Genomic DNA, 20,089 nt, shown 5'->3' with positions numbered 1-20,089 from the left:
AATGACAAACGACACTTAGTTATCTTTTCCCCCCTTTTTTTACACATAACGTTTCTTTTAGCATAGAACAATATCTTTGTATCTCATTTTCGTTAACCTCGTAAACATGATAGCCATTTTCTTTCTGCTCCGTAATGAGATTCGCTTGTTTCAAAAGATTTAAATGTCGTGAAACGGTAGCAGCTGTAATATTTAATTGATTTGCCATCTCTTGCGACTTCATTTTTTCTTTATTTGCAATAAACGACAGCATTTTCATACGAACGATTTCAGACAATGCCTTGGAAATATCAACGACATACTGAAGCTGACTTTCATCATACTTCATTTCCATCGGATATCCGATGAGAGAGAGCTTCTTTTCATTAATACAATGTCTCATATCATAAATAATATGAAGTTCACCGAGCCCCCAAACCAAGATGAATTTCGGCGACACAAAATACGAGGGATACAATTTGATCAATTTTGTCTCTTTCGTTGGAAACTGCTCTGGAATTGGGTAATCGTACAACAATTTTCGAACCATTTTCTCTATTCCCGACTCGTTGAGTTCCACTCTCAATCGCTCATTTGCTTGACCCCAGAGAGGGGATAGGATTGGCTCAATATGAACGTAACATTGCCGATAAAATTGTTCCCAAAGATAGGTCAGCTCCCGTAAATACTGCTCATAGTTCTGTGCAAATTCCAACTGTTCGTCATTCACAAATCCGCCCAAAGATGTGATTTTCGAGCGAATCTCATCAAGGGGAGAAGCGGTGTTCGTTAGACAAATCTCGATCTCCTTTTCAGACAAGTAACGACCGAATAAATAATACAAAAATTCATACGGAGATACGCGACCAATATATGACATGAGTTGCGAAAAGGTATGGGGGACGGGCAAATCGACCAAAAATTCCGCCAACTGAGCTCCGTATTCATACCGACCGTAAAACTTTTTCAATAATGATTCATGTTGTTGAAAAAACTCCTCAAAACAAGCAACAGGTAAATGAGTTACACCTTCCATTTTTCCCGATGAAACGTAACACTTCCTTAAACACGCCATCATCTCAAATAAAGAAGAGGTCGATAGTTCTACTTTGCAATGATGATTCACTTCTTCCATTGTATATACAGCCATTCGACATCCCATGCTTTCTGTTTTTATTCTTGAACAATTTGATACTTCAACTGCTTAACAAAATTGTCGCATAACCGCTGGCATTCTTCAACTGTCGATGAACAAATAATCACATGAGCAGAACGTGTATAAGAATCCACCGTTTTCTTTATATGATCCCCTACTTGATAGTAGATGGTCCAATCTCGGATATATTCCCGATTAACTTCTGTGGCAAGGGAAATCTGTCGCAACGCGCCCTCTGGAAACATAAAAAATTTGACAAGGCTTGCCTTTGTATAAATTTGTTTTACATCAAGTGGCACCTGGTTCATATAAGATAAAATTCCTAACTCATATTGATTGAAACCAGACGCTAATTGATGTAAATAAGGAATAAAATCTCCCCCGGGTCTCGTATGCATTTCAATCATCACTGGTCTATCCTCTTCTACATCCCATTTGATCTCGATATGCCCCGGTCCATATTGGACATTTAACAAATGCAACGCTTTCATCACCACTTGTTCAATTCGTTTAACTTTTTGTTGTTCCAGTCTCGCAGGTACAATATGTCCAGTCTCAATAAAGTGGGGAGTTCCAGTTGTTTGTTTTTCAGTTATTCCTAAAATGAAATGTTTTCCTCTACAAGAAACCGTCTCCACACTATATTCCGGACCTTTAACATACGGCTCTAAGATCCATTCGTGAGGATGATCTTGATTTCTCTTTAACCATTTTTCCCACTCCTGTTGATCGGAAATATAATTAATCTCTTTACTTCCAAATCCGTCAAGCGGTTTGATGATGGCCGATCTTGAATATGGGAACTTTTTAGGAAGAGCAGATACTTTGCCACTCACGACGTCTAATCGTAATTCTGGATCCCTCCACAAAATCTGGCGCATCAATCCCTTATTCCTCGTATTCACGACCGTTTCAAGTGAATTCGTTGGTAATTGTATCCTTTCACTAATATAAGCAGCTGTTTCTAGCCCTAATTCTGTAAAACTTACGACAAGCTCCACTGTTTGATATAAATTCATGATTTCCTCAACAACACAAAATACTTCTGCTTTCTCTGCAATGTCACGAACATAAAATATGGCTTTGGCCCACTGTGCTATTTCCTTGTCAATACTTGAATGCTGATCCGCCACAATAATTGGCTTCAACCCACATTTAGCCGCCGCTTCCGCTCCGTAACGGCTTGCCCCTAAAATGATGATGTATTTATTCATGTACAATCCCCCATTCTAATAAATCCATTGCTTCTTGTATCGAAGCGATGGCGTTTTCCATACTATCTCCTTCAGCTATGACAAACCCTAATCTTTGGTAGCTGCTTTTAATTTCATTCGCCTTAAAAGGCAACTTCCCTATGCTTATCCTTTTTACTCCCGCTACTTTTTGCGCTTCCTCCATCCCCCTAACCGTTTGATATATCCCCTGCTCAACAGGCAGGATAAACTTAATAGCGGCATAGCGTCGTCTAGTGTTCACTGTTTCTTCATATTTTCCTATGGATTGTAAAACAACATGCCTAATCATATCCACCCCTGTAGCTAATTCTACTAATTCAGGGATACAGTCACCTGCTAGTCTAGGGTTGACTTCAACCAAATATAAGTTGTTTCCGCGAACAAAAAATTCTATATGTGCTGCTCCATAGTTCAATCCCAATAAGTTCAGTAGCCTTTTGCATCTTTCTTCTAAATCATAAAAAGGATTTAATTTCGGACCCGTTACATGTCCACATTCAACGGCGTGAGAACCATACGTTTCTTTTTTCGTAACGGATATTAATTTCCATCCATCAATCGTATATAACATTTCAGCTGAAAATTCTTGACCTTCGATCCATTCCTCAATCAGCCATTTCCTTTCCAGTACATATCCACGCTCATTACGCTGTCTTTGCCATTCTTCGCGCAGGGACAATTCTAAATCACAACGATTTTGACAAATCGTTACCCCATTACTCCCGCTATCATCCACAGGTTTAATGACACACGGAAACGAGATTTCCAAATTTATGACTTCGTCAGGATGATGAATGATATGGAAATTAGGTTGTAAAAAATATCTAATTTTTTTATTTTTTATATAATTTCTCATTATATGTTTATAACGAGCTCTTTTCAATGCTTCGATATCGTGACCCCTCACTCCCAAATAACTCGCTAATTCAGCAACTGGGATCAAATGGTAGTCATCGAAAGCAAGGATTCCGGAAAAATTCACCTCAGAGCGTACCATTTCTTCTTTCATCCGCTCCGTATCATACGTGTCGATAATAACGACTCGATCAGCAAAATTCAGCGGATGGTCATCTGTCATGGACTTATATTGTTCTAAATCCATCGTCCAAAAATGGATTTTATAACCTAGTTGTTTAGCGATTTTCATCGCCTTTGTACCAGTACCTGTTGTATTCGTCTCGACAAATAACAAGTGCATCATCGCCAGTCCTTTCTCTCTACTTGATTTTTATTCGTGAAAAAAGACATTTTTCTATATGATAGATGAAGCATATAGCCAATAAAAATCATGGTACTTATCATAGCTAGATAGAAAAAGGTTTTCTGTCCAACATACTCATACAGATTCAGACCAACGAATCCACCGATAGACTCCCACATTCCCCAAAGCACCCCTGATATTCCGAAGGCCCATGAAGAGCTTAACATCCCCTTTTTTTCTACAATTTGATGATCAACGGTAGGAACCCAAATAATTTCCGCAATGCTGAACAAGATCACACCGACAAAGATGATCCAAAAATGATGTGAAATCCATAGTAAGAAATAAGATATGGTGTTGAGAACTAAGGCTAGCGCATACCAATACTCCAACTTCCATTTCGGCTGTATTTTTGGATAGAAGCCTTGAAGAGCAATAATCGTCATCGCATTTACCGTAAAAAACAATCCAATCGTTTTTCCAGAAAAATATTGAGAAACTACGACAGGAAAAGTCGTAAATAGTTGTGTGTACAAAAACCAAAATAACCCTGAAAAAGCAATAAATCTTACAAAGACAAAAAAATGCGGGTTCGATTTGCTGCTTTTAACGAACTGTACGATATGAATCCCCTTCTCTGCATCTTCAATGATGATGCGAGGTAATAGTAACGAAACACATCCGGCCAAAACATAACAAACAATCGCAGCAATGATGATACCAAAAGAATTCCAATCCAATAACCATCCACCTAATAAAGGGCCAACAGAAGCACCAACGTTGACAGCGACGTTTAATAATGCAAACGCCTGCAACCTCTCGTCTTCCTTTAATAACGAAATATGTGTTTTCAAACTCACATTGTAAAGCGAGATCGATATTCCCAATAGTAACACGATTACAAATATGAATGTATAAGATTGAATGAACGTTAAAATTGTGAGCAACAAAGCCGATCCCCATAAACCAACAATAAGGCTATTTTTAATTCCAAGCTTATTAACAACTCCCCCAACCAATAAATTCCCTGCTTTCGATACAAACGTAAACGCTGCCACCACCACACTCATTTCCGTAATATCGAGATTTTTCATTTTCACTAACCATAAAGAAAGTAACGGAACATACACAAAAAAACCGATGGAATTGAAAATTCTGATACTAAACGTTAAAACTCCTTCATTAACTTTAGAAAGCATACATAATCCCTCTCGTCAGCTCTTTACATACTGCTTCAATAATATTAGCTGCTTCACATATATCTTCTTCATTAACATTTCTACTAACCACAATCCTTACTTCATAAGGTAACCAAGGAAATAAAAGTAATCCCTTTTTCTTGCACCTATCGGCAAACTCAAATGAATTGATATGAAAGTTATTCACATGGAAAAAGATCATATTTGTTTCAACGGCATGAGGATCGACATACAGTCCATCTATTTTAGATAGCATCATTGCTAATTTTTTTGCAAGCAGATGATCTGTATGCAAATAGGATATATGATGTTTTAAAGCATACGACGCCGCAGCTGCATACATACCTATTTGATGAAATCCTGCTCCAAATTGTTTTCTATAAATCCTAGCTTTGCTGATCACTTCCTTTTTTCCCATAAGCATCGACCCAAATGGAGCACCAAGTCCTTTTGCAAAACATATACTAAGTGAATCCACAAATTTTGCATAGTTACTTAATGGAATATCCGTTGCTACGTGTGCATTAAACAACCTTGCTCCATCCATATGTAAAGATATGTTCTTCTCTCTCGTGAACTCATACAATTGTTCGATTTCTTTAAGAGGAAATATTTTTCCCTGATAATAGTTAATAGTATTCTCGATAGAAACTAATTGAGGATAAGCATAAAAAGAGCCTCTAGGCTTAGAATGAATTAACTCGTCAACATGTTCGACTCTTAAAATGCCATCTTCTGTTCTACATGTATGCAAAACAGCTCTACTTAACATAGCAATTGAAGAACTTTCGTAAAAGTTTATATGATAATTTGTTTCTGTAATCACCTCATTTCCTTCAGTTACTTGTGATTTAATTGCTAATTGATTAGCCATTGTGCCCGTTGGAACAAATAGAGCATCTTCCACACAAAATAATTGTTTACAATATTCCTCCAATTCCATAACACTTCCATCTTCTCCATAACAATCATCACCAACTATCGCATCAGCAATAACCTTTCTCATTTCTTGAGTTGGTAACGTCAACGTATCGCTTCTCAAGTCAATCACTGACCATTCCTCCTTATATAATTACATAATTACATTATTACGTAATTACGTAATTACGTAATAATGTTACTACAGATTCTTTTTTTTGTCAATATTAGAAATTTAAAAATAAAAATAGGATTAATTTCACCCCAGAGTCGTTACTAGAAACCTAACAAATTAATAAAACTTCTTCTCCAAAAAGAAAAACAGGCGCACAAAGGCACCTGCTTACTTTCCAGGCAAAATACCGATTTCGTATAAAAAGATCGCTATACATAACGCACCGATCAGGCTTGGGAGCCAGATGTGCATCTTCACTTTTTTATCCAAAAGATCGTAACGCTTGCTCACCTTCCCACTTAATATAAACACAACAGCAACAAAAATAGCGAGAACGGCACTTTGCAAAATTGGATGTAAAATATACGTCTCTACATGGTACTCAACCATTCTTCCAAAAACAAAAATAAAAAGAAGCCCAAAGAAAAAACGAGAACTCATCCCCCATCACCTTTGATTTACTCATTCACTGCTTGCAGTTGTTCGTTTAGACGTTCGAAAAATAAGTCGGCTTCGCGTTCTTCTTCCTGTTCGTCCCATTCTGGAAGAGGCGGGAGTTCGTCTAACGTCTTTAAGCCAAAGTAGTCTAAAAACTCTTTCGTCGTTCCATATAAAATCGGGCGACCTGTTCCTTCTGCGCGACCTACTTCTTTAATTAACGCTTTTCCTAATAAGGTTTGAAGCGGTTTATCGCTTTTCACGCCACGAATATGTTCAATTTCGGCACGCGTAATTGGTTGGCGGTATGCGATGATCGCTAACGTTTCAAGCGCAGCTTGTGACAACGATGACGTCGCTGGTGATTCAACAAGCTTTTGCAAATATGGAGCGCATTGTTTTTTCGTCACAAGCTGAAGCGTTCCTGCCATCTCAACGACCATAATGCCGCGTTCTGCTGTTTCATACATATGCTTCAATTGTTCCACAAGCTCATATACACGTTCTTCTTGTATATCAAGCACATCAGCCATTTGTTTATACGTCAATCCTTCTTCTCCCACCGCAAACAATAACGCTTCCATAATCGCAAATTCATTCATACCAATCACCTTTTCGTCGAATGTATAAATCAGCAAAATTGTTTTCTTGTTCAACAATAATTTCGTTTCGTTTCATCAATTCAAGCAAAGCTAAAAACGTCACGACAATTTGCTCGCGATCGTCATACGGAAATAAATCGTAAAAGTTCACTCGTTCTCCATGTTTTAATATGTGTAAAATTTCTTCCATCCGTCGTCCGATCGGAATTTCTTGACGTGCTACTTTCGTATGAAGTGGCTTTTGTAATTTTTTCCGCCGCAACAATTTCGCAAGCGCCCCAAGCATATCGTACAAATCAACATCGAGCGCAAGCGGTGCACCGTTTGTCGCATAAGCGGTTAAATCGCTCGGCGGCTTCGTAAATAAAAGCGCTCGCTCTTCTTCTCGCTCGCGCAACTGTTTCGCTGCTTCTTTAAACTTTTTATACTCGATTAACTGTTGCATTAATTGCTCACGCGGGTCTTCTTCGATAAAAAATTCATCATCCTCAAGCGTTTCTTCATGTTTAGGTAACAACATTTTACTTTTCATTTCAATAAGCGTTGCCGCCATTACTAAATATTCGCTCGCTACATCAAGCTGCAATTCTTTCATCGCGTGAATGTAAGCCATATATTGCTCTGTAATTTGTGCGACAGGAATATCGTAAATATCAATTTCATAGCGATGAATTAAATGCAGCAATAAATCAAGCGGCCCTTCAAATTGATCTAATTTTACATGATAATGCACATCGATCCCACCTTTGTTCATAACTAATAGTATAATACAGGTGAGTATATGAAAAAAGGGGGCTTTCACTTGTATCCGAAGGCATATATCGAATATTTACTTCATTTTCACGCCACGCGCGATTATTTTGAATGTCATGAAGTGCTAGAAGAACATTGGAAACAAACAGGCGAACATGTATGGGTCGGCTTTATTCAGCTCGCGGTCGGGATGTATCATTATCGCCGAGGAAATATTGCCGGCGCCAAACGAATGTTTACAAAAGCAATGAACGCATGTGAAAGAGAGAAGCAAGCATATGAAGCGCTAGGGATACATGCGGAGCAACTTATTGCGCTTATTCATACATATGTAAAGCGAATCAATCATGGACAACCGTATGAAAGCACTTGCTTGCCGATTAGTGATGCTTCCTTATTACATATATGTCAACAGCAATGTGAGCAAAAAGGACTCGTATGGGGAGAAAAAAGCGATATGACAAACGACTATCTCATTCATAAACATACATTGCGCGACCGAAGTGATGTCATTGCTGAGCGCGAACGACAAAGACAAAAAAGACAGGGACGTTAATCCCTGTCATTGTTCGCATCTATCCAAAAATGGAGCGGTCATGTCATTAGCACATAGCGACTTATTTGGATAAAATTCTTTCAATGCTTTCACCATTTGTTTTCCGATTCCTTGATGACGATGGGACGGATTGACGCTAATATGCTGCACTTCAACTGCATGTTCGCGCACAATCACACCGACAATGCCAATAAAATCTTCGTCTTGCTTCCATAAAAACAGCTGCCAATCATCGTTTGTCTCGTAGTTTTTCATCGTTTGTTGAAGCTGTTTTAAGTCTTTTTCATTTGGCATAAACGACAAAAGGCCCATCGCAATTTTCTCATAGTTTTTTCGATAGCGAACTAGCATACGAATCCCTCATTATCGACAAGACTTATTGTTTACTCGCTATTGCTATTATAAACGGTCTTGTCGCTTTTTTAAACATTTTTTAAGAAAATGTGCGCATGACATTCGCCATTTCAATGGCGCTGAGCGCTGCTTCCCAACCTTTATTTCCGGCTTTTGTCCCAGCACGCTCAATCGCTTGTTCAATCGTATCAGTCGTCAGCACACCAAAAATAACCGGAACGCCTGATGAAAGTGCCGCATGAGACGTTCCCTTCGCCACTTCATTACATACGTAATCGTAATGGCTTGTTGCTCCGCGAATGACGGCGCCAAGCGTAATAACTGCATCATATTTTTTCGACTCCGCCATTTTTTTCGCGACGAGCGGGATTTCAAACGCTCCCGGCACCCAAGCAACATCAATATGTTGTTCCTCTACTCCGTGGCGCTTTAAGCCATCAAGCGCACCGCTTAGCAATTTGCTTGTAATAAATTCGTTAAATCGCGCAACAACGATGCCTACTTTTAACCCTGTTCCAACTAAATTTCCTTCATATACGTTCATCTCATTCTCCTCCTTAAAAGTGCAACATATGTCCTAGCTTTTCGTATTTTGTGCGCAAATAGCGCTCGTTATGGCGTTTCGCTGGCATTTGCAATGGAACGCGCTCAACGACTTCTAAGCCGTATCCTTTCAATCCGGTAATTTTACGTGGATTGTTCGTCAATAAGCGCATTTTTGTCACGCCTAAATCTTTTAAAATTTGCGCACCGATTCCATAGTCGCGCAAATCTGGCGCAAAGCCTAATTTTTCGTTCGCTTCTACCGTATCATATCCTTGTTCTTGCAACTTATAGGCGCGCAATTTATTTAACAAGCCGATGCCGCGACCTTCTTGGCGCATATATAACAATACCCCGCGACCTTCTTCTTCGATTTGCGCTAATGCGGCATGAAGTTGCGGGCCACAATCGCAACGATGCGAGCCGAACACGTCACCTGTTAAACATTCCGAATGAACGCGCACGAGCACAGGTTCATCTGGGATGATTTCTCCTTTGACGATGGCGATATGTTCTTTCCCGTCTAACGTATTTGAATATCCGATCACTTTAAATTCGCCAAAATCGGTTGGTAACGTAATTTCGACTTCGCGTTTGACGAGCTTTTCTTTCCGGTTGCGATAGGCGATTAAATCTTTAATCGTAATCATTTTCATATCAAATTTTTCAGCGATTTGTTTCAAATCAGGTACGCGCGCCATCGTTCCATCATCTTTTATAATTTCGCAAATGACGCCTGCCGGTTTCGCCCCGCAAAGACGGGCTAAATCGACAGCTGCTTCCGTATGTCCAGCGCGGCGCAATACTCCACCTTTTTTCGCAACAAGCGGAAAAATATGACCTGGTCGTTTAAAATCGCTTGCTTTTGCTTCTGGATTGAGCATTTCTTGAATCGTCAACGAGCGCTCAAAGGCGCTAATGCCTGTTGTTGTCGCTTTATGGTCAATACTGACGGTAAATGCTGTACCGTGGGCATCTGTATTATGATTGACCATTGGCGTTAAATCGAGCCGATCAGCTAGTTCTTCGGTAATCGGCACACATACGAGACCACGACCGTGTGTAATCATAAAGTTAATGACTTCCGGTGTCGCTTTTTCAGCAAGCGCTACAAAATCACCTTCGTTTTCACGGTCTTCGTCATCGCAAACGATAACAATTTTTCCTTGCATTAAATCGTAAATCGCTTCTTCAATCGTATGAAACATCGCGCTCACTCCTTATATCCGTGCTCTTGTAAAAATTGCATCGTCAATCCTTCACGTTTACCGCTGACGAACTGTTCAACATATTTTCCAATGATATCACATTCAATATTGACAACATCACCGACTTTTTTTGCTCCTAAAATCGTCGCTTCACGCGTATGCGGAATGAGCGAAATCGTAAACGTTCGGTCGGTTAAACCGAAAATCGTCAAGCTTGTGCCATCGACAGCAACAGAGCCTTTTAAAATCATATATTTACGCAAATGACTTGGCACTTCAATGTCATAATAAACAGCGTTTGCGACAGGTTGTTTACGAACGATGCGTCCGATGCCATCGACATGCCCCGAAACGAAGTGTCCGCCAAAACGACCGTTTGCTGCCATCGCCCGCTCTAAATTTACTTTTGCTCCTACTGTAAGCGTGCGAAGCGATGTTGCCCGGACCGTCTCAGGCATGACATCGACAGTAAAAAAACGATCTGTAAATGACGTCACTGTTAAACAAACGCCATTTACCGCAATGCTGTCACCGAGCTGTACGTCTTGTAACACTTTTTGTGCCCCGATCGTAAAGACGATCGCTTCCCCTGTTTGTTTCATTTGTTGAATTGTTCCAATTTCTTCAATAATTCCTGTAAACATCGCGATCATCCTTTAGCAACGATTTTTATATCTCGTCCGATCATTTGAACATGTTTCACTTGCAAGCGAAGCGCATCCATCATTCGTCCAAAACCTTCCCCACCAACAGCGGAAGGCGCTTCGTTCCCCCCAATCAATGTGGGAGCGATATATGCCAACACTTGTTGCACGGAACGAGAACGTAAAAAGCTGCCGTGCACATGTGCGCCACCTTCAACAAATATGGACATGACGTTGCGCTTACCAAGTTCAAGTAAAAGTGTTGGAACATCAATTTTATTTTCATTCATACGAATGATTTGTACACCTGCATGTTCATATGGCTTCATTTGTTCTTCTGTGACGTGATGGCCGACGACGATCCATGTTGGCGCCATTCGGTCTGTGACAACATTCGCATGAAGCGGTGTGCGCAAATGCGTATCGAGCACAATACGAATCGGTTGCTTCCCTTCATGACCGAAACGAACGGTCAAACTCGGATCGTCCGCTAAAATCGTGCCAACACCGACAACGATCGCATCGTGCATCCGTCGCTCGCGATGCACGTCACGCCGCGCATCTTCCGACGTAATCCATTTGCTTTCACCTGTTTTCGTTGCAATTTTTCCATCTAAACTCATCGCATACTTTAACGTCACATACGGTGTTTTCGTTGAAATATAATGAAAAAACATTTCGTTTAACGCATCCGCTTCTTCTTTCAACACCCCGACGGTGACATCAATTCCCGCTCGCCTTAATTTTTCAATGCCTTTTCCTGCAACGAGCGGATTTGGATCCGTTGTCGCCACAACGACACGCTTCACCTTTTTTTCAATTAACAAATCGGCACAAGGAGGCGTCCTTCCATAATGACTGCACGGTTCAAGCGTCACATAAACAGTTGCTCCTTCCGCTTTCTCGCCCGCCATACGTAGCGCATGTACTTCTGCATGTGGCTCGCCTGCTTTTAAGTGTGCGCCAAAGCCAACAATTTCACCATTTTTTACAACAACTGCGCCAACAAGCGGATTTGGTGACGTTTGTCCACTCGCCGATTCAGCTAATTGTAAGGCGAAACGCATATATCGTTCGTCCATATCGCCCCACCTTTCCTTAATAATAAAAAACCCTAGGAACGACGTCCTAGGGCAAGATGTATGTAAAGATCGCCTTTTTTGCATAGCAAAAATAACCCATCGCCAAACTTATTTTTCCAATAAGTGACGTGAGCTTTGGCAATCCTTCTCCCATCCAGACTATACTGTCGGCTCCGGAATCTCACCGGATCATGCCTTAACGGCTCGCGGGCTGAGAAACATCCGTTTCATTACCGCCGGTCGGGAATTTCACCCTGCCCCGAAGGATGCGTTTATTCCATTTTTATTCATTATAGCACAATAAAACGAAATGTCTATTATTTTGCAATAACTAGCCAATACACGACTCCCCAAATCAAGCTAACAAACAAAAGGATGAAAAATAATACCCAGTTTTTTTTCATCGCTTCATCTTCCTTTTATTGTTCATCCCACACTTTCACTTCTTTCATCACATCACCATTTTTCATCGCTTTGACAACATCCATTCCAGCCGTCACTTGACCAAATACTGTATGTACACCATTTAAATGTGGCTGTGGCTCATGACAAATAAAGAATTGACAACTTCCCGTATGACGACCGCGATGCGCCATCGATATCGCACCTTCGATATGTTTATGTGGATTGTTATCTGTTTCACAAGGAATCGTGTAACCTGCATCCCCTGTTCCATTTCCAATTGGGCAACCACCTTGGCTCACAAATCCCTTAATGACGCGATGAAATGTCAATCCGTTATAAAATCCTTCATTCGCTAACCTTTCAAAATTCGCAACTGTTGTTGGCGCTTCGTTTGGGAATAGTTCAAATTGCACCTTTCCACCATTCTCCATTAAAATGTATCCTTTTTTCTTCATGAAACTTTTCCACCTTTCTATCGTAAAAACAAATGTAGCTTCATTTTACTATATTTCGCTTCTATATTCACGCAAATGTTTGTACAATAGTACAGAAGGAGACTGAAGGAGGGCATGAAATGAAGAAGTGGTTTACGATATTTATTTTATTACTGTTTATGATTCCATCGGTTAGTTTAGCTGATGCGATTGAAGGAGATGTCATTATTACGCTCGGAGAAAATTTAACAGAACAGCAAAAGCAACAAATATTAAAAGAGATGAATGCACCAGAGAACGCGGAAATGATTACGGTCACAAATGCAGAAGAGCATAAATATCTCGGTGACATTATTCCAAAAGGACAAATCGGAACGAAGGCGATTTCGTCATCAAAAATTACAATTGGAGCACCAGGTTCGGGGTTGCAAGTTGAAACAAATAACATTAACTGGGTAACAAAAGAAATGTATATGAATGCACTCATTACCGCAGGGGTGAAAGATGCAGTCATTTATATTACTGCACCGTTTCCTGTATCAGGGACAGCTGCGTTAACAGGGTTAATGAAAGCGTACGAACTTTCATCAAATGAGGTCATTCCTGATGAAGTAAAAAAAGTAGCAAACGAAGAAATGGTAAAAACAGCGCAACTCGGCGAATCAATCGGAAACGATAAAGCGGTCGCGCTGCTTGCAAAAATTAAAGAAGAAATAGCGAAAAATCCACCGCAAACAGATGCGGATATGCGTGCGCTCATTGAGAAAATCGCTCAAGAGCTTGGCATTACGTTAACAGAGGACGAAATAAACAGCTTGCTTTCTTTATTCAATAAAATGAAAAACGTCAACATTGATTGGAATCAAGTAAACGAACAGCTTGCTCAAGCGAAAGACAAGCTATCTGCTTTTTTACAAACGGAAGAAGGTCGAACGTTTATTCAACGCATCGTTGACATTTTGCGCGAAATATGGAATGCCCTTCGCGGAGCATTTGGCGCATAAAAATAACCGAGGTTGTCGCCTCGGTTATTTTTTCACTTTCGTTCTTAATGGCAAATCAAGGCGAATTAAATCTTCATACGTTTCACGCTTTACAACAAGCGTTGCCTCGCCATCTTCAACAAATACGACGGCTGGACGCGGAATGCGGTTGTAGTTATTTGCCATTGCATAGCCGTAAGCACCGGTACAAAAAACAGCTAAATAGTCGCCCGGTTGGGCCTGCGGAAGCGGTAAATCCCAAATGAGCATATCACCTGACTCACAACATTTCCCCGCAATCGCTACCACTTCTTCACAACGGTCATGCATCCGATTTGCTAGCACCGCTTCATATTTCGCTTCATATAGCGCAGGCCGAATGTTGTCGCTCATTCCTCCATCTACCGCAACGTATTGGCGAACGTTTGGCACTTCTTTACGGGAACCGACCGTATAAATGGTTGTTCCAGCATCCCCGACAAGCGAACGACCCGGCTCAATCCAAATTTCCGGGAATGGCAGATGAAACGATGTCACATTTCTTTTCACTTCTTCAATAATTTGTTCCACGTATTGTTCAGGTGCGAGCGGGTCATCTTCTTTCGTATATCGAATGCCAAAACCGCCACCAAGATTGACAACTTGCGCAGTAAAATGATACGTATCACGCCATACAGCAAGTTTTTCAAATAATTTCTTTGTCGCAAGCACAAAACCCGTCGCATCAAAAATTTGCGAGCCAATGTGACAATGAATGCCGAGTACATGAACATGTGAGGAAGCGAGAGCACGTTGCAACGCTTCATCCGCTTGTCCGTTATGCAAATCAAATCCGAACTTTGAGTCTTCTTGACCTGTTAAAATATAGTCATGTGTATGAGCTTCAATTCCAGGTGTGACACGTAATAAAATCGGCATCGTATATTTATGAGTATGACAAAGCTGTTGTAGCATCTCTAACTCATAAAAATTATCGACGACGATACAACCAATTTTCGCTTCGATCGCCATTTGTAACTCTTCTTCACTTTTATTATTTCCGTGAAAATGGATGCGTTCTACAGGAAATTTAGCAGCTAACGCCGTATATAACTCGCCACCAGAAACAACATCAAGCGACAAACCTTCTTGTTCCATTAATTGCACGATCGCTATTGTCGAAAATGCTTTACTTGCATAAGCGACTTGCGCGCGCACACCGTGTTGATCAAACATTCGTTTAAATGCTCGCGCGCGTTCTCGAATAAGGGCAACATCGTAAATATAAAGCGGTGTTCCATATGTGCAAGCAAGTTCAATCGTATCGACACCACCAATTTCTAAATGACCCCGTTCATTAATTCGCATCGTTCCGTGCATAATTATACATTCCCCCTGATGATTCCGAAATAATTAAAGAAAACGTACCATAAATTTTGGTACGTTTCAACCTTTTTATGTTGGCTGCTTTTGCTTATTTTGTGGATGCACAATGCTCGGTCGAATCGATGAACCAGCCACAGATCGTCGCACAATAATTTGCATAAATGCCCCCGGATCAAATGGGATAAACGGCCATAAATATGGAGTATTTAACGAGCGAATGTTTGCAAGGAAAAGTAAAAACACCGTAACGCCAATCATAAACCCAGGAACACCGAACAAAGCAATAACAACTAAAAATAAAAGGCGAAAAATTTTATTTGCAATGCTTAATTCATAGCTCGGTGTCGCAAAAGAACCGATCGCTGCGACAGATACGTATAAAATCACCTCCGGTACAAACAGCCCAACATCAATCGCAATTTGTCCAATTAACGCTGCTGCAATTAAGCCCATCGCTGTGGAGAGAGGTGTTGGAGTATGGATTGCAGCCATACGTAAAAACTCAATACCAATATCAGCAATGAGAAGTTGCACAAAAATCGGGATGTTTGTTTTTTCATTTGGACCAATATATGCTAATTTCTCAGGTAATAACGATGGGTCAAGAACAAATAAAAACCAAAGAGGAAGTAAAAAAAGCGAAGCAAAAATACCTAAAAATCTTACCCAACGCACAAACGTCCCCACAGCTGGCGATTGCCGATATTCTTCTGCATGTTGAACGTGATGGAAATACGTCGTTGGTGTAATAATGACGCTTGGCGACGTATCAACCATAATAATGACATGCCCTTCTAATAAATGCGTAGCAGCGACGTCAGGTCTCTCTGTATAACGAACGAGCGGATACGGATTGTATCCTTGTTTCACTAAAAATTCTTCAATCGTTTTATCTGCCATCGTTAACCCATCAATTTGAATTTCGTTCAATTCCTTCTTAATAAGTTCAACCAATCCCGGATCGGCCACATCTTGAATGTATGCGATACAAATGTCCGTTTTTGACCGCTCACCGACTTGCATCATTTCAAAGCGAAGCCGTTCATCGCGAATGCGTCGACGCGTAAGGGCCGTATTAACGACAATATTTTCAACATACCCATCGCGCGCCCCGCGCACCACTTTTTCTGTATCCGGTTCTTCAGGCGAGCGACCTGGATAACTGCGCACATCGACAGCAAACGCTTTCGTCTCTCCATCAATAAACAATAAAATGAGACCGGTTAACAAAAAGTCAACCGCTTCATCTAAACTTTTTACAGGATTTACTTGTTGGTGAACGAGACGATTTTCGATAATTTCAAGTAACTTAGTCGGCTGACGCTCACGATCGTTTATTTGAATGAGCATTTCAAGCAACTCAATAATATATTGCGTATCACAAAGTCCGTTACAATAATATAAGTGGACATCTGTTTTTAAAATGTGTAGCTTGCGCACACCTAAATCGAAGCTCGTTCCGACCCCGATTGCGTCTTTGAAAAACTGTTCGTTTTCATTCAACTTCGGAGAAATCGGTGTGTAACTTTCTATTTTCATCATGTTTGCTCCTTTCGAGAATATATTCAATCGCTTTGCGAGTAATGCGACAACCGCTACGAATGTCATCCCGACGTCTCATCTTTCCGATATCGCCAATTCCGACGATGATCGGAATCGATAATTGATCTAAACAATATACCGTATCTCCATTAATTCGGCCAAACTCCCATTCTGGAATGCCTTCTTTATCGACACCGTATGCCGTCAAATTCCCATCATAATCGACACAAATATCGACTTTTGTCCATTCTTGATTGTTCGTGTCAGACGCAACAGCAACCGCTCCGAGCACATCAATTTGTTCATGTGTCGCAACATAACGAAGCGCTTGTTCACCAGATCCTTCACCAATAATGCCACTATCATCAAACATGACAAAAACAGGGTCATATGGCGTCTGTAAAATAAGGTCAACAAGCTGTTTCCCTGTTAACCGCGATGGATTGCCTTGCGATTGGCTAATGCAACGAGCACCAAACTGCTTTGCCAGCTTCTCAAGCGCACGTTGTACATGTTGATCACCATCTGTCACTAAAATGACTTTTCTTTTTTTCATTCGATCCTTCCTCTCGGTCTACAAACGATAGCGGTCATCCGCGCGACGAAAATCGGAAATGAAATGAAAAAGATGACATTTGTAAAGTCCCCCGTTTTTACCGCTTGTATACAAGAAGCGCCAACATGGACAAGCGTCATCTCGATCCCAGCATGCGCAAATGACTGCATAGGATCGTATAAACTAATTGCCTCGATCGTCATGCCGATGAACAAAAGTATTGTCATCATGCGAATAAACGACCATTTTATAAGCAATAATTGTCCAATAAGTGATAACATACCGCCAACAATAAATGCGTATACGTACGTTTCCATCTTTACGTCACCGCTTCAATTGCAATCGCATGAGCGATCGCTGGAATGCTTTGATTTTGTTTCACCATCGTACTATTAAATAATGCTCCTGTCGCCACAACGAGCATCGTCTTTATTTTTTTCTCCCTCATTTTCTCAAGAAAATAACTATACGCCACAACGGCACAACATGCACATCCACTCCCGCCTGCAAATGCTTGTTGTTCCGCGTCGTAAATGAGCACACCACAATCATCATATCGCTCACTTAAGTTCATGCCCGTATGATAGCATAGCGACTTCAATTCACTACTCCCGACTTTTCCTAAATCTCCTGTGACAATAACATCATACGCTTCAAGCGAAAGTCCACAGTCCGTCAAATGTTGTTTAATTGTTGCAAACGCTGCCGGTGCCATGGCTCGTCCCATATCGAGTGGATCGGTCACCCCGTTATCAATGACTCGTCCGATCGTTGCGGCGCGAATGCGAAAAGGGGAACGTGTCGTACTTAATAGTGCTGCCGCTCCCCCTGTCACAGTCCACGATGCACTTTCCCCTTTTTGAACACCGATTGTCGTTGGGAAACGAAACTGCCGCTCAGCTGCACCGTAGTGACTGCTTGTGGCAACTAATACACGATGGGCAAATGCACCGTCAATAAACGTGCTAGCTACAAGCATCGCCTCCGTAATCGTTGAACAAGCGCTAAATACGCCTAAAAAGGGAAGGTCTAATTCACTTGCCACGTAATTTGCAGTGACCGTTTGATTAAGTAAATCCCCTGCGATAAATAAATCAACATTTTGCGTTTGTACATTTCCTTTCGCTAAACAAACTGTAATCGCTTCTTTCATAAGGCGGCGTTCAGCTAGCTCCCAACTTTGTTCACCACAATATAAATCGTCGTATGCGCGATCAAACGATGGACCGAGCGGACCTTGGCGCTCCTTTGGTCCCACGACAGTGCCAACTGATTCAATATAAATGTTTTTATCAAACACAATCGTTTGTGCCCCTACTCTTTTCATCTCAGTCCCCCTCATAAAAACAATGCTGCAACATATGATGCTACAATTAACGTGACAATGATGCTCCCTCCAACAGAAAGCATATGCTCTGTTGCTCCTTCATTGCGATGTTCAAGGGCACTAGCACTCCATATGTTTGCTAAACTCATCATCGGCACGATCATTCCCGCTCCTGCAAATTGCGTCAATCGGCGATACAATCGATTCGGTGTAAATATCGCAGCACATACGATGAGCGTCCCATTCATCCAACGAATCGCCTCCTCTTCATTCATCTGAAACCACATACTGTACATATCATGAAGCGCCTGTCCAACGACTGCAATGAATCCTCCGAACAAAAATGCTTTTCCCATCTGCTTCCCCCTTATCGATTCACGAAATATATCCAATGAAAAAGCGAGCCTGCTACTTTACCAAATACCATGGCCATGAGTAAAACGACAATTTGCTCGTCAATGCCGAGCCGTTTAGCTAAAATCGGGAAAACATTTAATACTTCCGTTAATGCAGCTGCAAGCATGCCGACAAATACACCGCTAAACAGCCCAATAGCGCCTGCCAAAATAGGAGGAAAAGAAAAAAGAGGATCGCGCAAGCTCATCCAGCTGCTTACGACCGCCCCAAGTACAACGCCCCATTCGTACGTCGCAATCCATTTCATCGTTTTAGTTAATTGTGTTAAGCGCGGGATAACGCCAAGCACAGTTAAAAATGCGACAAAGCCAGAGCCGACAGCTAATCCTCCCGCCAATCCGACAAATGCCACAACGAATTCACGAATCATCGTCCATTCGCCTCATCGCCTCTTTATTTTCATGCATAATGACGTATTGATCGAGTGACTGTTGATATTGAAACATTTCAACTTCAAGTGGGCTCGGCTCTTCATTAATTCGTTTTTTAAAGAAATGATTAAAAAATAAAATCATACCAATACCAAGCCCAAGTGAATACGGAATTTGAAACCACAATGGTTTTTCTACGTCCTTTCCTGTAATGACCCGATATAACCGTTGTTGCACTTGTTGCATGCTTACATCTTCATGAAAGTTCATAATCGCAAGCCCCGATCCGACAAACAAAAGAAGCCAAACGATCGGGACGTACAAATACCCCCATCGTTTTTTTTCATAAACAACTTCAACGATCGTTTGCGACGGTCCGAGCGACTGAATGTCATCATGAGGTGCAACGGCCATTAATACTTTCATCACATGCATCACATCAATAATAACAATGTTACGATCTTTCTTTTGTACTGTATAAATGGGAGTTTGTACAATATCGTCGATTCGTTTGTTTGCGACGACTTGTGCTACATCTCCTACCCGAATCGTTGCGTTCGGTTGTACTTGGACACGATGACGCATTTTCAAAAAAATCGTTTCTTTCATACTGACACCTTGCTTCCATCATTGTATTCGTAGTATG

The 20,089-nt window shown here is 41.1% G+C and carries 24 protein-coding genes and 1 riboswitch; of the genes, 2 read left to right on the top strand and 22 right to left on the bottom strand.

From position 1 onward, the window contains the following. Positions 1 to 19: 19 nt before the first annotated feature. The 8 genes from HNQ82_RS01405 to HNQ82_RS01370 all read right to left on the bottom strand — a co-directional run bounded on the left by HNQ82_RS01405 (position 20) and on the right by HNQ82_RS01370 (position 7,657). Positions 20 to 1,129 carry an ArsR/SmtB family transcription factor gene (locus HNQ82_RS01405; protein ID WP_183246527.1) on the bottom strand — a complete coding sequence of 370 codons (1,110 nt, stop codon included), beginning with the start codon at positions 1,127 to 1,129 and terminating at the stop codon, positions 20 to 22. 23 nt (positions 1,130 to 1,152) lie between these two features. Continuing rightward, on the bottom strand, positions 1,153 to 2,349 hold the full coding sequence (locus HNQ82_RS01400) for an ATP-grasp domain-containing protein (RefSeq protein ID WP_183246526.1): 1,197 nt from the start codon (positions 2,347 to 2,349) through the stop codon (positions 1,153 to 1,155). Next, positions 2,342 to 3,571, bottom strand: a complete 1,230-nt coding sequence (locus HNQ82_RS01395) for an ATP-grasp domain-containing protein (RefSeq protein WP_183246523.1) — start codon at positions 3,569 to 3,571, stop codon at positions 2,342 to 2,344. Before HNQ82_RS01395 ends, HNQ82_RS01400 begins: the two co-directional genes overlap by 8 nt. Further along, positions 3,568 to 4,770 carry an MFS transporter gene (locus tag HNQ82_RS01390; RefSeq protein WP_183246521.1) on the bottom strand — a complete coding sequence of 401 codons (1,203 nt, stop codon included), beginning with the start codon at positions 4,768 to 4,770 and terminating at the stop codon, positions 3,568 to 3,570. Before HNQ82_RS01390 ends, HNQ82_RS01395 begins: the two co-directional genes overlap by 4 nt. Next, positions 4,760 to 5,821 (bottom strand): GntG family PLP-dependent aldolase, encoded by a 1,062-nt coding sequence (locus HNQ82_RS01385; protein ID WP_183246519.1) that lies wholly within the window; start codon positions 5,819 to 5,821, stop codon positions 4,760 to 4,762. Before HNQ82_RS01385 ends, HNQ82_RS01390 begins: the two co-directional genes overlap by 11 nt. A 210-nt stretch (positions 5,822 to 6,031) precedes the next feature. Continuing rightward, on the bottom strand, positions 6,032 to 6,304 hold the full coding sequence (locus HNQ82_RS01380) for a hypothetical protein (RefSeq protein ID WP_183246517.1): 273 nt from the start codon (positions 6,302 to 6,304) through the stop codon (positions 6,032 to 6,034). 17 nt (positions 6,305 to 6,321) lie between these two features. Then, complete coding sequence (scpB, locus tag HNQ82_RS01375; RefSeq protein WP_183246515.1) at positions 6,322 to 6,903, bottom strand: SMC-Scp complex subunit ScpB; 582 nt, start codon at positions 6,901 to 6,903, stop codon at positions 6,322 to 6,324. Next, positions 6,896 to 7,657 (bottom strand): segregation/condensation protein A, encoded by a 762-nt coding sequence (locus HNQ82_RS01370; protein ID WP_183246513.1) that lies wholly within the window; start codon positions 7,655 to 7,657, stop codon positions 6,896 to 6,898. Before HNQ82_RS01370 ends, scpB begins: the two co-directional genes overlap by 8 nt. A 48-nt stretch (positions 7,658 to 7,705) precedes the next feature. Here HNQ82_RS01370 and HNQ82_RS01365 point away from each other — a divergent pair, with 48 nt between their 5' ends. Continuing rightward, positions 7,706 to 8,212, top strand: a complete 507-nt coding sequence (locus HNQ82_RS01365; protein WP_246348801.1) for a DUF309 domain-containing protein — start codon at positions 7,706 to 7,708, stop codon at positions 8,210 to 8,212. A 6-nt stretch (positions 8,213 to 8,218) separates the two neighbouring features. Here the strand turns inward: HNQ82_RS01365 and HNQ82_RS01360 are convergent, their stop codons facing one another. From HNQ82_RS01360 to HNQ82_RS01335, 6 genes are all read right to left on the bottom strand, one after another. Beyond that, positions 8,219 to 8,563, bottom strand: a complete 345-nt coding sequence (locus tag HNQ82_RS01360; protein ID WP_183246509.1) for a GNAT family N-acetyltransferase — start codon at positions 8,561 to 8,563, stop codon at positions 8,219 to 8,221. An 82-nt stretch (positions 8,564 to 8,645) separates the two neighbouring features. After that, complete coding sequence (ribH, locus tag HNQ82_RS01355; RefSeq protein ID WP_032099951.1) at positions 8,646 to 9,110, bottom strand: 6,7-dimethyl-8-ribityllumazine synthase; 465 nt, start codon at positions 9,108 to 9,110, stop codon at positions 8,646 to 8,648. Between the two features lie 13 nt (positions 9,111 to 9,123). Further along, positions 9,124 to 10,317, bottom strand: coding sequence for a bifunctional 3,4-dihydroxy-2-butanone-4-phosphate synthase/GTP cyclohydrolase II (locus HNQ82_RS01350; RefSeq protein WP_183246507.1), 1,194 nt, complete (start codon positions 10,315 to 10,317; stop codon positions 9,124 to 9,126). A 5-nt stretch (positions 10,318 to 10,322) separates the two neighbouring features. Beyond that, a complete protein-coding gene (ribE, locus tag HNQ82_RS01345; protein ID WP_055440706.1) occupies positions 10,323 to 10,961 on the bottom strand; it encodes a riboflavin synthase in 639 nt (212 codons plus the stop codon). A gap of 5 nt (positions 10,962 to 10,966) precedes the next feature. After that, positions 10,967 to 12,043, bottom strand: coding sequence for a bifunctional diaminohydroxyphosphoribosylaminopyrimidine deaminase/5-amino-6-(5-phosphoribosylamino)uracil reductase RibD (ribD, locus tag HNQ82_RS01340; protein ID WP_183246505.1), 1,077 nt, complete (start codon positions 12,041 to 12,043; stop codon positions 10,967 to 10,969). A 138-nt stretch (positions 12,044 to 12,181) separates the two neighbouring features. Beyond that, positions 12,182 to 12,314: riboswitch (FMN riboswitch) on the bottom strand. A gap of 148 nt (positions 12,315 to 12,462) precedes the next feature. Further along, a complete protein-coding gene (locus HNQ82_RS01335) occupies positions 12,463 to 12,903 on the bottom strand; it encodes a peptidylprolyl isomerase (protein ID WP_183246503.1) in 441 nt (146 codons plus the stop codon). A 119-nt stretch (positions 12,904 to 13,022) separates the two neighbouring features. Here HNQ82_RS01335 and HNQ82_RS01330 point away from each other — a divergent pair, with 119 nt between their 5' ends. Next, a complete protein-coding gene (locus HNQ82_RS01330; RefSeq protein WP_032099955.1) occupies positions 13,023 to 13,886 on the top strand; it encodes a DUF1002 domain-containing protein in 864 nt (287 codons plus the stop codon). Between the two features lie 24 nt (positions 13,887 to 13,910). On the opposite strand, the gene lysA is transcribed toward HNQ82_RS01330, so the two are convergent. From lysA to HNQ82_RS01290, 8 genes are all read right to left on the bottom strand, one after another. Beyond that, positions 13,911 to 15,230, bottom strand: coding sequence for a diaminopimelate decarboxylase (lysA, locus tag HNQ82_RS01325; protein ID WP_183246838.1), 1,320 nt, complete (start codon positions 15,228 to 15,230; stop codon positions 13,911 to 13,913). A gap of 69 nt (positions 15,231 to 15,299) precedes the next feature. Continuing rightward, positions 15,300 to 16,769, bottom strand: coding sequence for a spore germination protein (locus HNQ82_RS01320; protein WP_183246500.1), 1,470 nt, complete (start codon positions 16,767 to 16,769; stop codon positions 15,300 to 15,302). Continuing rightward, on the bottom strand, positions 16,726 to 17,328 hold the full coding sequence (gene spoVAEA / locus HNQ82_RS01315; protein WP_183246498.1) for a stage V sporulation protein SpoVABEA: 603 nt from the start codon (positions 17,326 to 17,328) through the stop codon (positions 16,726 to 16,728). The genes HNQ82_RS01320 and spoVAEA overlap by 44 nt, the downstream gene beginning before the upstream one ends. After that, positions 17,325 to 17,645, bottom strand: coding sequence for a SpoVA/SpoVAEb family sporulation membrane protein (locus tag HNQ82_RS01310; protein ID WP_183246496.1), 321 nt, complete (start codon positions 17,643 to 17,645; stop codon positions 17,325 to 17,327). The genes spoVAEA and HNQ82_RS01310 overlap by 4 nt, the downstream gene beginning before the upstream one ends. A gap of 2 nt (positions 17,646 to 17,647) precedes the next feature. Continuing rightward, positions 17,648 to 18,655, bottom strand: coding sequence for a stage V sporulation protein AD (spoVAD, locus tag HNQ82_RS01305; protein ID WP_183246494.1), 1,008 nt, complete (start codon positions 18,653 to 18,655; stop codon positions 17,648 to 17,650). A gap of 11 nt (positions 18,656 to 18,666) precedes the next feature. Next, on the bottom strand, positions 18,667 to 19,011 hold the full coding sequence (locus HNQ82_RS01300) for a SpoVA/SpoVAEb family sporulation membrane protein (RefSeq protein WP_183246492.1): 345 nt from the start codon (positions 19,009 to 19,011) through the stop codon (positions 18,667 to 18,669). A gap of 11 nt (positions 19,012 to 19,022) precedes the next feature. After that, positions 19,023 to 19,442 carry a stage V sporulation protein AB gene (locus HNQ82_RS01295; RefSeq protein WP_055440716.1) on the bottom strand — a complete coding sequence of 140 codons (420 nt, stop codon included), beginning with the start codon at positions 19,440 to 19,442 and terminating at the stop codon, positions 19,023 to 19,025. Continuing rightward, the gene (locus tag HNQ82_RS01290; protein WP_183246490.1) at positions 19,432 to 20,052 is read right to left on the bottom strand and encodes a stage V sporulation protein AA; all 621 of its coding nucleotides are present in this window, start codon (positions 20,050 to 20,052) and stop codon (positions 19,432 to 19,434) included. The genes HNQ82_RS01295 and HNQ82_RS01290 overlap by 11 nt, the downstream gene beginning before the upstream one ends. Positions 20,053 to 20,089: the final 37 nt, after the last annotated feature.

It is taken from the genome of Anoxybacillus tengchongensis (assembly GCF_014201585.1).
GTDB lineage: Bacteria > Bacillota > Bacilli > Bacillales > Anoxybacillaceae > Anoxybacillus > Anoxybacillus tengchongensis.
The sequence above is the reverse complement of the archived record's forward strand: the minus strand, read 5'-3'. Positions and strand labels throughout refer to the sequence as shown.

Excerpts from the sequence above, each read along its gene's own strand:
- HNQ82_RS01405 (WP_183246527.1), bottom strand. The coding sequence starts at position 1,129 with ATGGCTGTATATACAATGGAAGAAGTGAATCATCATTGCAAAGTAGAA.
- HNQ82_RS01400 (WP_183246526.1), bottom strand. The coding sequence starts at position 2,349 with ATGAATAAATACATCATCATTTTAGGGGCAAGCCGTTACGGAGCGGAA.
- HNQ82_RS01395 (WP_183246523.1), bottom strand. The coding sequence starts at position 3,571 with ATGATGCACTTGTTATTTGTCGAGACGAATACAACAGGTACTGGTACA.
- HNQ82_RS01390 (WP_183246521.1), bottom strand. The coding sequence starts at position 4,770 with ATGCTTTCTAAAGTTAATGAAGGAGTTTTAACGTTTAGTATCAGAATT.
- HNQ82_RS01380 (WP_183246517.1), bottom strand. The coding sequence starts at position 6,304 with ATGAGTTCTCGTTTTTTCTTTGGGCTTCTTTTTATTTTTGTTTTTGGA.
- scpB (WP_183246515.1), bottom strand. The coding sequence starts at position 6,903 with ATGAATGAATTTGCGATTATGGAAGCGTTATTGTTTGCGGTGGGAGAA.
- HNQ82_RS01370 (WP_183246513.1), bottom strand. The coding sequence starts at position 7,657 with ATGAACAAAGGTGGGATCGATGTGCATTATCATGTAAAATTAGATCAA.
- HNQ82_RS01360 (WP_183246509.1), bottom strand. The coding sequence starts at position 8,563 with ATGCTAGTTCGCTATCGAAAAAACTATGAGAAAATTGCGATGGGCCTT.
- ribH (WP_032099951.1), bottom strand. The coding sequence starts at position 9,110 with ATGAACGTATATGAAGGAAATTTAGTTGGAACAGGGTTAAAAGTAGGC.
- HNQ82_RS01350 (WP_183246507.1), bottom strand. The coding sequence starts at position 10,317 with ATGTTTCATACGATTGAAGAAGCGATTTACGATTTAATGCAAGGAAAA.
- ribE (WP_055440706.1), bottom strand. The coding sequence starts at position 10,961 with ATGTTTACAGGAATTATTGAAGAAATTGGAACAATTCAACAAATGAAA.
- ribD (WP_183246505.1), bottom strand. The coding sequence starts at position 12,043 with ATGGACGAACGATATATGCGTTTCGCCTTACAATTAGCTGAATCGGCG.
- HNQ82_RS01335 (WP_183246503.1), bottom strand. The coding sequence starts at position 12,903 with ATGAAGAAAAAAGGATACATTTTAATGGAGAATGGTGGAAAGGTGCAA.
- HNQ82_RS01330 (WP_032099955.1), top strand. The coding sequence starts at position 13,023 with ATGAAGAAGTGGTTTACGATATTTATTTTATTACTGTTTATGATTCCA.
- HNQ82_RS01320 (WP_183246500.1), bottom strand. The coding sequence starts at position 16,769 with ATGAAAATAGAAAGTTACACACCGATTTCTCCGAAGTTGAATGAAAAC.
- spoVAEA (WP_183246498.1), bottom strand. The coding sequence starts at position 17,328 with ATGAAAAAAAGAAAAGTCATTTTAGTGACAGATGGTGATCAACATGTA.
- HNQ82_RS01310 (WP_183246496.1), bottom strand. The coding sequence starts at position 17,645 with ATGGAAACGTACGTATACGCATTTATTGTTGGCGGTATGTTATCACTT.
- spoVAD (WP_183246494.1), bottom strand. The coding sequence starts at position 18,655 with ATGAAAAGAGTAGGGGCACAAACGATTGTGTTTGATAAAAACATTTAT.
- HNQ82_RS01300 (WP_183246492.1), bottom strand. The coding sequence starts at position 19,011 with ATGGGAAAAGCATTTTTGTTCGGAGGATTCATTGCAGTCGTTGGACAG.
- HNQ82_RS01295 (WP_055440716.1), bottom strand. The coding sequence starts at position 19,442 with ATGATTCGTGAATTCGTTGTGGCATTTGTCGGATTGGCGGGAGGATTA.
- HNQ82_RS01290 (WP_183246490.1), bottom strand. The coding sequence starts at position 20,052 with ATGAAAGAAACGATTTTTTTGAAAATGCGTCATCGTGTCCAAGTACAA.